Below are 13,565 nucleotides of genomic sequence, written 5' to 3'. Positions count from 1 at the left end.
TCCGCCCTGCCCGACGCTTACCCAAAGCCATACTGTTCTCCGATCAGTGCGTGGAGTTGCTTATTAAGCACCATAAGTTGCACTGAGGTTACAGTGTGAATGGGATCACAGCAAACAATGTCTCACCAGCGGACAGCCTTAGGAATCGCCCTAGGAATCGCCCTCCACAGCATCAACCTTGCGCGTCACAGAAAGTCCCGCAGCAGCCAGATGGTCAGCGGAGAGCGCGTCAGTGGTGAGTTCCCCGACGTCGGCAGCCGTGTCGACCAAAACTGTGTCGCCATCCACAATCTCACCGGCAAGGATTGCCTTGGCAAGACGGTCGCCAATCTCTCGCTGCACCAGCCTGCGCAGCGGCCTGGCTCCATAGGCCGGATCGAAACCAGAGAGCGCCAACCAGGCCCGGGCACCGTCGCTGACATCCAGGCTCAGTCTGCGCCCGCGCAGCCGTTCCGCGAGTTCGGCGACCTGTATCTCCACGATCCGTGCCAGTTCATCAACCGTGAGTGCGTCGAAAAGGACAACCTCGTCGAGCCGGTTAAGGAACTCCGGCTTGAAAGACGCATTCACGGTCGCCATCACTGCCGTCCGCTTCGCTTTGTCATCCAACGTTGGGTCCACCAGGAACTGGCTGCCGAGGTTCGAGGTAAGGATCAGGATGACGTTGCGGAAGTCCACCGTGCGGCCCTGGCCATCGGTGAGCCGGCCGTCGTCGAGGACCTGGAGAAGAATGTCAAAGACCTCAGGGTGGGCCTTCTCCACCTCGTCGAGCAGCACAACAGAGTACGGACGACGGCGGACTGCCTCCGTCAACTGACCGCCTTCTTCGTACCCGACATAGCCCGGAGGCGCACCCACCAGCCGCGCCACGGCATGCTTCTCCGAGTATTCGGACATATCGATCCGCACCATGGCGCGCTCGTCGTCGAACAGGAAGTCAGCAAGGGCTTTGGCAAGTTCGGTCTTGCCCACACCCGTGGGGCCAAGGAACAGGAACGATCCAGTGGGGCGGTTTGGGTCACTGATACCAGCCCGCGCACGCCGCACCGCGTCGGATACAGCTTCCACCGCCTTGCCCTGTCCGATGAGTCGCCGCCCAAGTTCTTCTTCCATGTGGAGCAGCTTCTGGCTCTCGCCCTGCAGCATCCGGCCTGCTGGAATGCCCGTCCAGGCGGAAATGACTTCGGCAATGTCATCGGCGGTAACCTGTTCTGCCACCATCTGCCCGGACCGGTCCGCGATGACAGCTTCAGCCTCGGCAGCTGCCGCCAACTCGCGCTCAAGCGCCGGAATCTCCCCGTATAAAATCCTTGATGCCGTCTCAAGATCACCCTCGCGCTGCGCTTTGTCAGCCGTAGATCGCAAGGCATCAAGCGTGGCCTTAAGATCACCCACCCGATTCAGCCCGGCCTTCTCTGCCTCCCACCGGGCATTAAGTCCGGCCAACTCTTCTTTCTTGTCAGCCATATCTGCCCGCAAAGCTGCCAGTCGTTCCACGGAAGCGTCATCCACTTCCCCTGCCAGCGCCAGTTCCTCCATGGTCAGCCGGTCAACGGATCGCCGCAGCTGGTCAATTTCCTCCGGCGCGGAATCTATTTCCATCCGGAGGCGCGATGCCGCTTCATCCACCAGGTCAATCGCCTTGTCCGGCAGGCGACGCCCCGAGATGTAGCGGTTGGACAGCGTCGCAGCTGCCACCAGGGCGGCGTCGGCTATTGTCACTTTATGGTGCGCCTCGTAGCGCTCCTTCAGTCCCCTGAGGATTCCAACAGTGTCGTCCACGCTTGGCTCGCCCACAAAAACCTGCTGGAACCTGCGCTCAAGCGCAGGATCCTTTTCGATGTTTTCGCGGTACTCATCGAGGGTGGTGGCACCAATCAACCTGAGCTCACCCCTTGCCAGCATGGGCTTGAGCATGTTCCCGGCATCCATCGACGAATCCCCGGTGGCTCCGGCTCCCACCACCGTATGAATCTCATCGATAAAAGTGACAATCTGGCCGTTTGAGTTACGGATCTCCTCAAGGACTGCCTTGAGGCGTTCCTCGAACTCTCCGCGGTACTTTGCGCCGGCCACCATAGCGGCCAAGTCAAGGGCTATCAGGGTTTTACCGCGCAGGCTCTCCGGAACGTCACCGGCAACCATCCGCTGGGCCAGGCCCTCCACCACGGCGGTTTTGCCCACACCAGGTTCACCGATGATGACGGGGTTGTTTTTGGTACGGCGGCTCAGCACCTGAATGACGCGCCGGATCTCGGCATCACGCCCGATCACCGGATCCAGCTTCCCGGAGCGGGCCATGGCAGTAAGGTCCGTGCCGAATTTCTCTAGCGCCTGGAAGGAGTTCTCCGGATCGGGGCCATCGACCTTACGGTCACCCCGCACACCAGGGAGGGCCGCAAGCATCGCTTCGTGGGAGGCGCCGGCGTCACGCAGCAGCCGCCCTACGCCGTCACTCCCCGTAGAGAGGCCCAGCAACAGGTGCTCGGTGGAAACAAAGGAATCACCGAGTTTTTCGGCTTCCGCCTGGGCCATCTGAATGGCCGACATTGCCGGGCGTGAGAGCTGCGCCTGCTGGACGGAGCCGCCGGATGAGGAGGGCAGTGCCTTGATGGCGGTGCTCGCCTGCGTACTGACGGCGTCGGGGTCGCAGCCGGCGGCGCGGACCAGGGCAACGGCTACCCCTTCCCGCTGGTCCATCAGTGCTTTGAGCAGGTGCGCTGGCTCGACCTGGGGATTGCCCGCAGTAGAGGCATTCATGGCAGCAGCCGAAAGAGCCTCCTGGCTCTTGGTAGTGAATTTGACGTCCATGGAGAGCTCCTTCCGGAAGGGGTGATCAGTTAAGTTGAGTGTACTACGCTCAACTTAACTTTGAGCCCGCAAAGGCGTCTTTTCCCCGGCGCCCCCGCCTCAGGCGGCCAAGCCCAAAACTCGAAGGAGACGAAAGTGGGCGGCCCCCACTGAGGGAACCGCCCACTCACACAACAGACTCGGCGAAAACGGCGTCAGGAAGCCGTGCGGGCTTCCTGAACCAGTTCCGCACACCGCTCGCCGATCATCATGGTGGTGATGTTTGGGTTGACAGTGGTCAGTTCCGGCATGACAGAGGCATCGGCGACACGGAGTCCGGTGACACCCTTGACCCGCAGTTGCGGGTCAAGCGGCGACATAACGTCGTCGGGCGCGCCCATCCGGACGGTTCCGGCGGGGTGGTACACCGTGTTGTGGGTGGCGCGGATGTAGTCGCTGATCTGCTCGTCCGTGACGATGTCCTTGCCCGGGTACAGCTCGGTACCTACCCAATCGGCCAGCGCTGGCTGTGCAGCGATCTCACGGGCCTTGCGAATGCCAGCAATCATCACGCGCATGTCGTGCGGATCGGTGAAATACCGCGGGTCAACCTTGGGCTTGTCACGGAAATCCTTGCTGCGCAGGGTTACAGTGCCGCGAGAACGGGCATGCGTGACGTTGGGCGTCAGGCAGAAGCCATTCTCGGTGGTCGGGAACCCCTGGCGGAGGGTATGCATGTCGAACGGGACCGAACCATAGTGGAACATGAGGTCCGGACGGTCCAGGCCCTCTTCCGTGGCGGTGAAGATTCCGGCCTCCCACCACTGCGTGGATGTTTCAGTCATGGGCTGCTTTGCCTCCCACTGGATGACGCCCTCAGGGTGGTCCTGCAGGTGCTCACCCACACCCGGAGAATCCACGCGGACGGGGATACCGAATTCGGCCAATTGGGCTGCCGGGCCAATACCGGAAAGCATCAGCAGCTTGGGCGAATCAATGGCACCCGTGGAAACAATGACCTCGGCCCGCGCGCCCAGGTGACGCGTCTTTCCGAAGCCGTTGTCCACGACGTCGACGCCGGTGCAGCGGTTGTCGGAATCGAACGTGAGTTCCTTGGCCCGCAGGTCCGTCAGCAGCGTGAAGTTCTCACGATCCATGATCGGGTGGATGTAGGACACGGAGGACGATGCCCGGGTGCCGTCAGCCTGCCGGTTGATCTGGAAAAAACTGGCACCGTTGATCACTGTCTCGCCAGTATTGAAGTGCACCTTGGGGATCCCGGACTGCTCGCAGGCATCCAGGATCGCACGGCCCGTAGGGTCCGACGCCGGAACGTTCATCAGGTGCACCGGACCACTCGCGCCGTGGTGGGGCGCATCGGGGCCGGCGTCCTCATTGGTTTCCAGTGCCTTGTACAGCCGGTAGGCCATGTCCGAGTTCCAGCCTGTTGCGCCAAACTTCTGCTCCCAGTCGTCAATGTCTTCCCGGGGTGCCCAGAAAGCAATGCAGGAGTTATGGCTGGAACAGCCGCCCATCACCTTTGCCCGCGCATGGCGCATGAAGGAGTTGCCGTTTTCCTGTTCCTCGATGGGGTAGTCCCAGTCGTAGCCGGATTCCAGCAATTCCATCCAGCGGTCAAGCTGCAGGATTTCGGGGAGGTTGCGGTCATCAGGGCCGGCTTCCACCAGCGCAACTTCAAGCGAGGGGTCCTCGCTGAGGCGCGATGCTACAGCGGCCCCGGCGGAACCACCGCCCACCACAATGTAGTCAAAGTCTGTTTTTTCGAAGGCGCTCATGGTCTCAGTTCCCTTCTGCAGGGGCGGCAGCAGATGCGTGGTCCGCGAACCAGCCGGTCACCTGCGGGTCAATGTTCTGGTAAATGTGCTTGGCTTCCTGATACTCGGCAAGACCCGTTGGGCCCAGTTCACGGCCGACGCCGGACTGGCCAAAGCCGCCCCATTCCGCCTGCGGCAGGTAGGGGTGGAAATCATTGATCCAGATGGTGCCGTGGCGAAGTGCCCGGGCCACCCGCTGCGTCTTACCGGCGTCCTGCGACCATACTGCGCCAGCGAGGCCGTAATGGGTGTCGTTACCGATCTTTACCGCTTCCTCTTCGGTGCTGAAAGTCTCCACTGTGACAACCGGGCCAAAGGCCTCGTCAACCACAACTGACATTCCGCTGCGGACCTGGTCCAGGATGGTCGGCATGTAGTAGAAGCCCTTCTCCAGCTCCCCTGTTCCCCAGGTTCCGCCGCAGCGCAGGCGTGCACCCTCTGCTACTCCCTTGTCGACGTAGGCGGTGACCTTGTCGCGGTGCGCAGCCGAGATCAGTGGGCCGGTCTCAGCATCGGGGTCGAACGGTCCCCCCACCCGGATCTGCTCTGCGCGGCGCACGAGTTCGTCAACAAACGTCTCCGCAATTGACTCCTCGACGATCAGGCGGGCACCAGCAGAACAAACCTGACCAGAGTGGACAAACGCGGCGTTGAGGGCGTTGTCCAGGGCTGCGTCAAAATCGGCATCCGCGAAGACAATATTGGGATTCTTACCACCCAGTTCCAGCGCGACTTTCTTGACCGATGCAGCGGCCGATGCCGCGATCGTCTTGCCAGTTTCCAGGCCACCGGTAAAGGAGACAAGGTCAACGTCCGGGTGACTGGACAGCACAGAACCGACCGTTCCGCCCGCACCGAGGATCAGGTTGGCAACACCGGCCGGCAGACCCAGCTCTACGAGCACTTCCACCATCAGGATCGAAGTGTGCGGGGTCAGCTCGCTGGGCTTGAGGACAAAGCTGCAACCCGCCGCGAGCGCCGGGGCAATCTTCCAGGACGCCTGCAGCAGGGGGTAGTTCCATGGCGCAATCAGGGAGCAAACACCCACGGGCTCGTATTCGATTCGACTGACCACTGTGGCGCTGCCAGCATCCACTACCCGGCCGGAATCCTGGCCCGAAAGCTTGCCGAAGTACTCGAAGCAATTGGCGATGTCGTCCATGTCGAGTTCGCTTTCCACCAGGCGCTTGCCCGTGTCCAGCGTCTCCGCCCGCGCGAAGTCATCCTTGCGCTCGCGAAGCCTGTTCGCCACGTTGATCAGGAACGTGCCTCGCTCCAGAGGCGATTTGCCGGACCATTCCCCCGTGTCAAAAGCTGCCCTGGCAGCCTCCACAGCGCGGGTGGAATCCTCAGCGGTTCCCTCGGAAACAGTGCCCACCAGTTCGCCGTCGGCCGGGCAGTGGATGTCCCGGGTGCCGCCGTCGGACGCCGCAGTCCAGCTGCCGCCAATATAAAGCGTTTCGGTGCTCATTTCGTTTCCTCCTGCGTTTCGAAATCTGATTCCCAATTGTCTTTTGCCATCTGGTCCTCGACCAAGACGGTATTGCCCGGATCCGCACGGTTGATGTGCAGGAACTCCAGGTGCTGCTCGTAGTGGTCCAGGACATCTGTGATGACCTGTTCCTTGGTGTATCCCATGAGGTCATAGCCGTGGCTGCCCTCCAGGGAGAACACCTCCATGCGGTAATAGTGATCGTCTGGATCGGCACGTCGGGTCGCGTAGCTGGGCGTCTCATACTGGACCGGGTAGATCTGGTATTTGAAGGCCCTCTCCCCGCCCATGGCGATCTGCAGGTCAATGCTCTGGATCCCGCAGGCCTCCACCAGCGCGACAGTCAAAACAGTGTCCGCGCCTTGCTCCTTCAGCTCCGCCTCAACTTCCTGCAAGGCGGGGATAGCCACCGTGTCAGCGAAGCGGGTGGTCTGCCGGCGTCCCGGATAGCTCATGGCCCGGGCAACCCGCTGCCGCCAGGTGCGTCCGGCCCGCTGGTCGCTGGAGCGGCCAGTAATGATGCCCGGCAGGCTGGCGCGATAACTGTCATTAAGCGAGTTCTCCACCCTGAGCGCCTTGTAAAGGCCCAACATGATCAGCACCAGCAGCAGCGACAGTGGAAGTCCCATAATGATGGTGGCGTTCTGCAGCGTCGCCACTCCACCCACCGTCAACATGGCCAGCGTCAGCAGACCGGTTGCCACTGCCCAGAACACCCGCATCCACTCAGGGCCGTCAGAGTCCGCGTCCTTGAGATGGGAGGTGAAGTTGGCCATGACCAGCGCACCGGAGTCCGCAGACGTGACGTAGAAGAGCAGGCCGGTAAAGGTCGCCACCGCAGCAGTGACGGGCACGGCCGGGAATTCGGCCAACAGGCTGTAGAAGCCACGTTCTGGGTTGCTCATGGCAGCATCGCCGAACGCCATGTTCCCGTTCATGATCAGGTCCAAGCTGGAGTTTCCAAACACGGAGATCCAGACCAGAATGAACAGGAACGGGATGGTCATGGTGCCGATAACAAACTGCCGGATGGTGCGTCCCCTGGAAATACGCGCCAGGAAGAGTCCCACAAACGGCGCCCAGGCGATCCACCAGGCCCAAAAGAACAGTGTCCAGGCATTGAGCCAGTCGGTGGGCCTGTCATAGGCGAACGTATCCAGGGTCATGGCCGGGAACCGGCTCATCACGTCGCCAACATTCTGGACGATTCCGTCGAGCAGGAAGTTCGTCTTGCCTGTGACCAGGATGAATATCATCAGGGCCACAGCCAGGATCACGTTGAGTTCGGAGAGCCGACGGATTCCCTTTTCAACGCCAGCAACCACCGACACGGTGGCCATCACCACGGACAGCGCAATCAGGCCGATCTGCACGGCTAGGTTCTCCGGAACACCGAACATGAACTTCAGCCCGTAGTTGAGCTGGACGACGCCTATTCCCAGGGACGTGGCAATGCCAAAGATGGTGCCCAGCAGCGCGGCAATATCCACCGCGTGCCCAATAGGACCCTCGATCTTCTTACCGAAGATGGGATACAGCGCGGAGCGGATGCTCAGCGGAAGGTTATGGCGGTAGGAGAAGTAGCCCAGGGCAAGCCCCATGAGCGCATACAGTGCCCAGCCCGTGATGCCATAGTGGAAAAGCGTCCATACCAGGGCCTGGCGCGCAGCTTCCGGCGTGCCACCCTCACCCTGCGGCGGGGCGAGATACTGGCTGACCGGCTCGGAAACCGAGAAGAACATCAGGTCGATACCAATGCCAGCGGCAAACAGCATGGCTGCCCAGGTGAACATGCTGAACTGCGGTTTGGAGTGGTCCGGTCCCAGTTTGGTCTTGCCCACCCTGGACAGTGCCACGATCAGGACAAAGATGACGACAGCGGTAACGATCAGGAAGTAATACCAGCCCATATTGGTGGATACCCACGACACCATGGAGCCGATGACAGCATCGGCATTGTCCTTGGCGAAGATTGCCCACAGGGCAATGCCAACGACTCCAATAGCGGAGCCGAAGAACACTGTCTTGTTCATCCGGGTTCTGGCTTCCGGCGGGTTGGCGGGAGCGATGACGCTGTTCTTGCTGCTCAGGCGATTTCTCGTGTTTTTGCTGGCGTCATCGGATCCCGCCGTCCCAGCGGGTGGTTGCGAATTCTGGCTCATTCTGTCCCATTTCAGTTTTGAGGCTGCAGGCGGGACGCGGGGCTTCGGTGGTCCTCGGGGTACGCATGAATTCATCAACCCGCGTCGTAGTAAGTCTGGCTCGACTTTCGACGCTACCAATTTACTTCCGAAACGGCCGATTTATATGAGTCCCATCACTGATTTCACACCCAGGCGTAAAATCCCTGGCCAGATCGATGAGTACCTGGGTCCCGAATCCCGTGGCGCCCTTCGATCGCCACCCGGCTTTGGCGTCGCACTGCATGGTCCCAGCGATGTCGATATGGGCCCAGGCTGTATCGCCGACAAAATCCGCAAGGAAGAGCGCAGCGGTGGTAGAGCCTGCATACTTGCCGCCAAGGTTGGAGATGTCAGCAATATCGGAGTCCAGCTGGGACCTGTAGCCCCTTTCGAGCGGCAACTGCCACAGCTGCTCGCCAGTGTGCTGCTCTGTGGCAAGGACCCGGTCCACAAGTGCCTGGTCATTACCAAAGACCGGAGCGGTGAGCTGACCGAGCGCCATCAGGGCGGCACCCGTCAGGGTGGCAATGTCTAAAATCGCATCCACGCCTTCCTCGACCGCGAGCGTCAGCGCGTCACACATGGCCAAGCGACCCTCGGCATCGGTGTTCTTGATTTCGATGGTGGTGCCAGTGCGGGCTGTCAGTACATCGCCGAGCTTGTAGGCCGAGCCGGAGGGCATGTTGTCAGTGCACATCAAGAAGCCTGTGACAGAAGCCCTGACGTTGAGCTCGTGCAGGGCCGTAAACGAAGCCAGGACTGAAGCAGCACCACCCATGTCCATTTTCATGAGCAGGTGCATGGGGTCACTGGGCTTCAAGCTGATCCCGCCGGAATCGTACATGATCCCTTTTCCAACCAGCCCAAGATGCCCCGCCGGTTCCCCCTCGGGCCGGTACGTCAGCTTGAGCATCCTTGGCTCCTCGACACTTCCGGCGTTCACGCCCAGAAGTCCTCCGCAGCCCAAATCAATCAGCTGCTCCTTGGTGAAGGATTCCACCGCAAAGCCAAATCGGCTCCCGAGCTCGACCGCAACATCCTCTAGGTCCGTGGCCATCAGGTGGCTGGCTGGCGCGTTGCAGAGATCCCGGGCAATGTTGGTTGCCCGGGAGGTGGTTACTCCAACATCGGATCCGGCGGCAGCCACATCCAGGTCAATCCCGGGTGAGAGCAGCTGCAGAAGAACCAGCGGCACGTTCTCAGGCGTGGATCGCAGCGCACTGTAGCTGTAGCGCGCCAGCAGGGCCGCCTCGGCCAGGGCCTGGCCCAGCGCATCAGCGGCGACATTCGTCACTGCAGGCAGCTCAAACGCGATCCGCTGGTGATTGGACGTGACCCCGATCAGGGCGGCCATGGCTTCGCGCCACCGCGGCAACGTCAGGTCTGTGGCCTTTCCACCGCCAACCGCGACGACCACGGGGCCCCGGGCTGTGGGTACCACCAGTGTGCTGCCCAGCTTGGTGCTGAAGCCGGCGCGGCCCAGCGCATCAGGATCCATGCCCAGGGCGCTAGAACTGGAACTGGCACCATCTTCAGTGACCAGCACACCGATGACGTCTGGATCGTCAAACTCGCTCACCCACTGGATCTGGGGTTCCATTCTGTCCAAACTAGGAACACGCGAAAAGGTGTCCGGAATGAGTTTGTAGGCATCGAAAGTCATTTTCTTCCCTTAGTAGTCGTCGGTTCGGTGTCCAGGTCCAGTGCATCGGGGTCATCGGGTTCCAGCTGTTTTGGCAGGTCCCCCGGACGTTTCCCGGGCATTCGACCAGCTGGCACAATCGCCAGCATCGCAAGACCCGCGAGGCCAAGAAGCGAGATCTGCAGGGAACGCAGCCGCGCCTCGGCATTAACGTCAATGGCTGCTGCCAGTTCTGCAGGACTACCGGCACGGTCTCCCAGCAATGCCTCTAGTTGGGCATCCGTCATGAAATCCGCGTCATTGATATTGACTGAATAGATCAGCTCTGGCGATATCTCCGGGTGGTCATTGGCGGCTGTGGCGATCAGTGACCCCAGGGTTCCTACAGCAAAAGCACTGGCTACGGCGATGCCCGCGCTGCCCGAGAGATTGTGGACCAGGCCTCGCCAGGCACCAACGTCGCCAGCCAGCTCCCGCGGGACGCTGCTGAGCAAGGTGTTGAAGACAAGTGCAACGATTGCGCCCTGTCCGAGGCCCAGAAGAATCAGGCCGAGGACCACGAAGAGCTGCCCCCAGTCGTTTCGGATAGTGAAGGCGATCAGGACAAGTGCCCCGGCGACAACGATAAAGCCGGATCGGGCGATGATTTTGGGGGGATATTTCTCGTAGAGAAAGGCGACAAAAGTACTGGCCAGGAAGATGGACAGCGTGTAAGGAATGATGGAGAAGGACGTCTCAATACTGCTGCGCCCCTGCACGATCTGGATGTAGAGCGGAATAAGGAAGTTTGCCGCAGTACCAACAAAGAGCATGATCGCCATGCAGGCTGTTACGGCCAGCTCCGAGCTGGAAGCCAGCACCCTCAGGTCAAAGATCCGGGGCATCTTGATTTCCTGGCGTTTGCGCAGCCAGGCAAAGAAGACTTGGCCCGTGACCAGGCCAAGGATAATCAGGAGAGGCGCGGGAGAGATCCCAAGAATCGCGAAGGGTGCCTGATCCGTAGCGAGCCAGACGCCCCAGCTGGACATCCCACTGAAGCCGAAGCTCAACAGGATGATGCCGGCAGCAGCAATAAAAGCCCCGGTCCAGTCGATTTTGATCAGTGGCTGCGCTGGCACTGACTTGAGCTTGAAACTCAGAAGCAGATTTACAACACCCAAGACAACCATCAGCCCGAACGAATAGCGCCAGCCGATGGTTGTCGCAAACCAGCCAGCAACCAGGAGCGCCAAGACGCCCGCAGCGGGAATGGCCGCGGCAAGGAGTCCGATCGCTTTTGCCTGCTGCTGGTCCTTGTAGTTCGTGGCAATAAAGACAGTCAACGCCGGTGCAATCAGGGCGATCACAGCTCCTGACGACGCCTGGGCAATGAACAGCATGGCGGGACTGAGGCTCAGGGCTACGGCTGCCATTGCTGCTGCGTGGATGGCAACCGCAATCTGGAAGACTTTTCGGGTACCGAAACGCGCACCCACTTTGGCACCCAGAAGGATGAAGGCCGCCATGGAGAATGTTCCGGCAGTAATGGCTGTCCCGATGGACGTGGCCGCAGTATCCAGGTCAGTAGTGATGCCCTGCATGGAGACAGTGAGCGCGTTGACGGCAAAGGACGCCTGGATCTGAGTCATCACCACCACTATCAGTGGCAACCACGATGCTGGGCTCTCCTTTGTGGACGCCGCCGTGGGCGAATGTGTGGTGGCCATTTCCTGCTCCTCGTGAGGTGGTGCGTATCAAGCGGTTGATAAGGCGGCGAAGCCTCGGTGAACGAAGGTCCCCGGCTGTGTGACGGGTCCATTCAGGTGCGGCTAGGGCGGCCAGATGAGCGGAACCAATCCAATGGATACAACGGCATAGAGCGCCATGATGGCCAGCCCAAATTTCCAGTAGTCGCCAAAACGGTACCCGGCTGGCTCCATGATCATCATGTTCGCGGGGGTAGCCACCGGCGTCAGCAGGGCAGCTGCCGAGGCTACCGAGATGCACATGAGGACGGTCAGTGGATTGATCCCAGACTCTGCTGCCACAGCGATCCCAATGAGGATGATGATGAGTGCCGTAGCTGTATTGCTGATCAGCTGCCCCAAGACCGCCGTGATGACGAAGAACCCGGCCAGAAGCAGCACGGGACTGGAGGTGCCCACCACGGCCACCATGGCATCGGCGATCATCGTGGCGGTTCCGGTCGAAGTGATCGCGGTCGAGAGCGGAATCATGCCTGCCACGAGGATGAGGGTCTGCCAGGACATGGAGCGCTGAGCCTGCTGCGAGGTAATGACCCTGAGGAGGACCATTGCTATGGCAGCGAGCAACGCTGCAACAGGCGCTGGAATGATGTTCGTGGCAAGAAGCACCACCATCAGGCCAAGGACAACGAGCGCCGGCCGCGCCCCTGGACCCAGCGGCACAGTCTGGCGCCGGATGGCATCAGGTGAGTCCACCAGCAGGACATTGTGGTCAATGGTGTGCTGGTCCAGAGCGCGCCAGGTGCCTTGGAGGAGCAACCTGTCGCCTGCTGCAATCTTCGTACGGATTGTCGATTCCGCTTCGCCAGCATGCTGATGGGCAAGGATCACCAGTGTTCCGCTTTCCGTCACCATCCCCGGATATACGTCTGTTCCGACCAGATTTGACCGCGGGGCGACCACTACCTCAGCCACCCCATAGTCACTGCTGATCAGGCCACAGTTGGCGCCGGGGATCTCGGTAATGCCATGGCGGTCGGCGAACTCGTTGATGGATTCCTGCTCACCCCTGACCACCACCTGATCACCGGCAGAGAGGTCGGGCCGATTGGACGGACGTCCATCCGGCCCCTGGACGCTGATCAGGTGAAGGCGCGCGGTTCCAACGTCGAGCAGGTCCTGGACTGAGCGCCCCACCAAGGTCGATCCGGCGGTAATCCCCAGCCTTCGCAGGCCGTCGTCGCCCATGTAGTCACGCATCAGGGTCTGCCCATGCGAGCCAAGGTCCTTGGGTGCAGAGAGTGGCGTGCGGTTAGGGAGCAGGGTAGGCGCCAACCACATGGTCAAGGCTATGGTGCCCAACAAGAGCGGAAGCCCCACCAAGCCAAACTCGAAAAACCCGATTCCCCCGCCCCCGGAGGACATCGCAGCTTCGAGGATGAGGATATTCACCGGCGACCCAGTCAGGACCAGCAGCGATCCGGCATGTGCGGCAAAAGCAAGTGGCATGAGCAGTTGCGCCGGACGGCGCCCCAACCGGACAGCCAGGACGACCACCATGGGGAGCAATGCTGCAACTGCGCCGTTAACGCTGATGAACGCTGTCAACACAGCAGTCAGGGCCATCATCAGGGACATCAGACGAAATCGGCTGGTACCCGAATACCTGATGAGCAGCGTTCCCAGCCATGTGGTGACACCAGCATTGTCTATAGCCTCGGCAACAACAAACAGCGCAGCAATGAGGACCACCGTTCCGCTGCCAAATCCGGCAAAGGTTTCATCGAGACTGACGATTCCCGTTCCGTACAGCAGTAGCGCAACACCCAGTGCCACGATGCTCACCGGGATTCGGTTCCACACAAACGCGGCAACCGCCAGGACCAGGACCACGAGGGTTATGGTGATGTCTGACATCACTGCCCTCCGCTAGGTTCG

General features: G+C 60.8%; 7 protein-coding genes. All 7 read right to left on the bottom strand.

The window, feature by feature from the left end; translation table 11 throughout:
* Nucleotides 1-150: 150 nt before the first annotated feature.
* The 7 genes from clpB to QMG79_RS01065 all read right to left on the bottom strand — a co-directional run bounded on the left by clpB (nucleotide 151) and on the right by QMG79_RS01065 (nucleotide 13,544).
* A complete protein-coding gene (clpB, locus tag QMG79_RS01095; protein WP_283536727.1) occupies nucleotides 151-2,811 on the bottom strand; it encodes an ATP-dependent chaperone ClpB in 2,661 nt (886 codons plus the stop codon).
* 194 nt (nucleotides 2,812-3,005) lie between these two features.
* On the bottom strand, nucleotides 3,006-4,586 hold the full coding sequence (locus tag QMG79_RS01090) for a GMC family oxidoreductase (protein ID WP_283536726.1): 1,581 nt from the start codon (nucleotides 4,584-4,586) through the stop codon (nucleotides 3,006-3,008).
* 4 nt (nucleotides 4,587-4,590) lie between these two features.
* Entirely contained in the window at nucleotides 4,591-6,096 is a 1,506-nt protein-coding gene (locus QMG79_RS01085; RefSeq protein ID WP_283536725.1) for an aldehyde dehydrogenase family protein, read from the bottom strand.
* Nucleotides 6,093-8,279, bottom strand: a complete 2,187-nt coding sequence (betT, locus tag QMG79_RS01080; RefSeq protein ID WP_283536724.1) for a choline BCCT transporter BetT — start codon at nucleotides 8,277-8,279, stop codon at nucleotides 6,093-6,095. Before betT ends, QMG79_RS01085 begins: the two co-directional genes overlap by 4 nt.
* 121 nt (nucleotides 8,280-8,400) lie before the next feature.
* Nucleotides 8,401-9,963 carry a leucyl aminopeptidase family protein gene (locus QMG79_RS01075; RefSeq protein ID WP_283536723.1) on the bottom strand — a complete coding sequence of 521 codons (1,563 nt, stop codon included), beginning with the start codon at nucleotides 9,961-9,963 and terminating at the stop codon, nucleotides 8,401-8,403.
* Entirely contained in the window at nucleotides 9,960-11,648 is a 1,689-nt protein-coding gene (locus QMG79_RS01070; protein WP_283536722.1) for an MFS transporter, read from the bottom strand. The genes QMG79_RS01075 and QMG79_RS01070 overlap by 4 nt, the downstream gene beginning before the upstream one ends.
* Before the next feature lie 102 nt (nucleotides 11,649-11,750).
* Nucleotides 11,751-13,544 carry an SLC13 family permease gene (locus QMG79_RS01065; protein WP_283536721.1) on the bottom strand — a complete coding sequence of 598 codons (1,794 nt, stop codon included), beginning with the start codon at nucleotides 13,542-13,544 and terminating at the stop codon, nucleotides 11,751-11,753.
* Nucleotides 13,545-13,565: the final 21 nt, after the last annotated feature.

The sequence above is a fragment of the Pseudarthrobacter sp. PS3-L1 genome (assembly GCF_030063285.1).
Classification (GTDB): Bacteria; Actinomycetota; Actinomycetes; order Actinomycetales; family Micrococcaceae; genus Arthrobacter.
Note: the sequence above shows the minus strand (reverse complement) of the source record. Positions and strands in the feature narration are given on the sequence as shown.

What these genes read in the sequence shown, in the direction of transcription:
- clpB (WP_283536727.1), bottom strand. Translation starts at nt 2,811, where the DNA reads ATGGACGTCAAATTCACTACCAAGAGCCAGGAGGCTCTTTCGGCTGCT.
- QMG79_RS01090 (WP_283536726.1), bottom strand. Translation starts at nt 4,586, where the DNA reads ATGAGCGCCTTCGAAAAAACAGACTTTGACTACATTGTGGTGGGCGGT.
- QMG79_RS01085 (WP_283536725.1), bottom strand. Translation starts at nt 6,096, where the DNA reads ATGAGCACCGAAACGCTTTATATTGGCGGCAGCTGGACTGCGGCGTCC.
- betT (WP_283536724.1), bottom strand. Translation starts at nt 8,279, where the DNA reads ATGAGCCAGAATTCGCAACCACCCGCTGGGACGGCGGGATCCGATGAC.
- QMG79_RS01075 (WP_283536723.1), bottom strand. Translation starts at nt 9,963, where the DNA reads ATGACTTTCGATGCCTACAAACTCATTCCGGACACCTTTTCGCGTGTT.
- QMG79_RS01070 (WP_283536722.1), bottom strand. Translation starts at nt 11,648, where the DNA reads ATGGCCACCACACATTCGCCCACGGCGGCGTCCACAAAGGAGAGCCCA.
- QMG79_RS01065 (WP_283536721.1), bottom strand. Translation starts at nt 13,544, where the DNA reads ATGTCAGACATCACCATAACCCTCGTGGTCCTGGTCCTGGCGGTTGCC.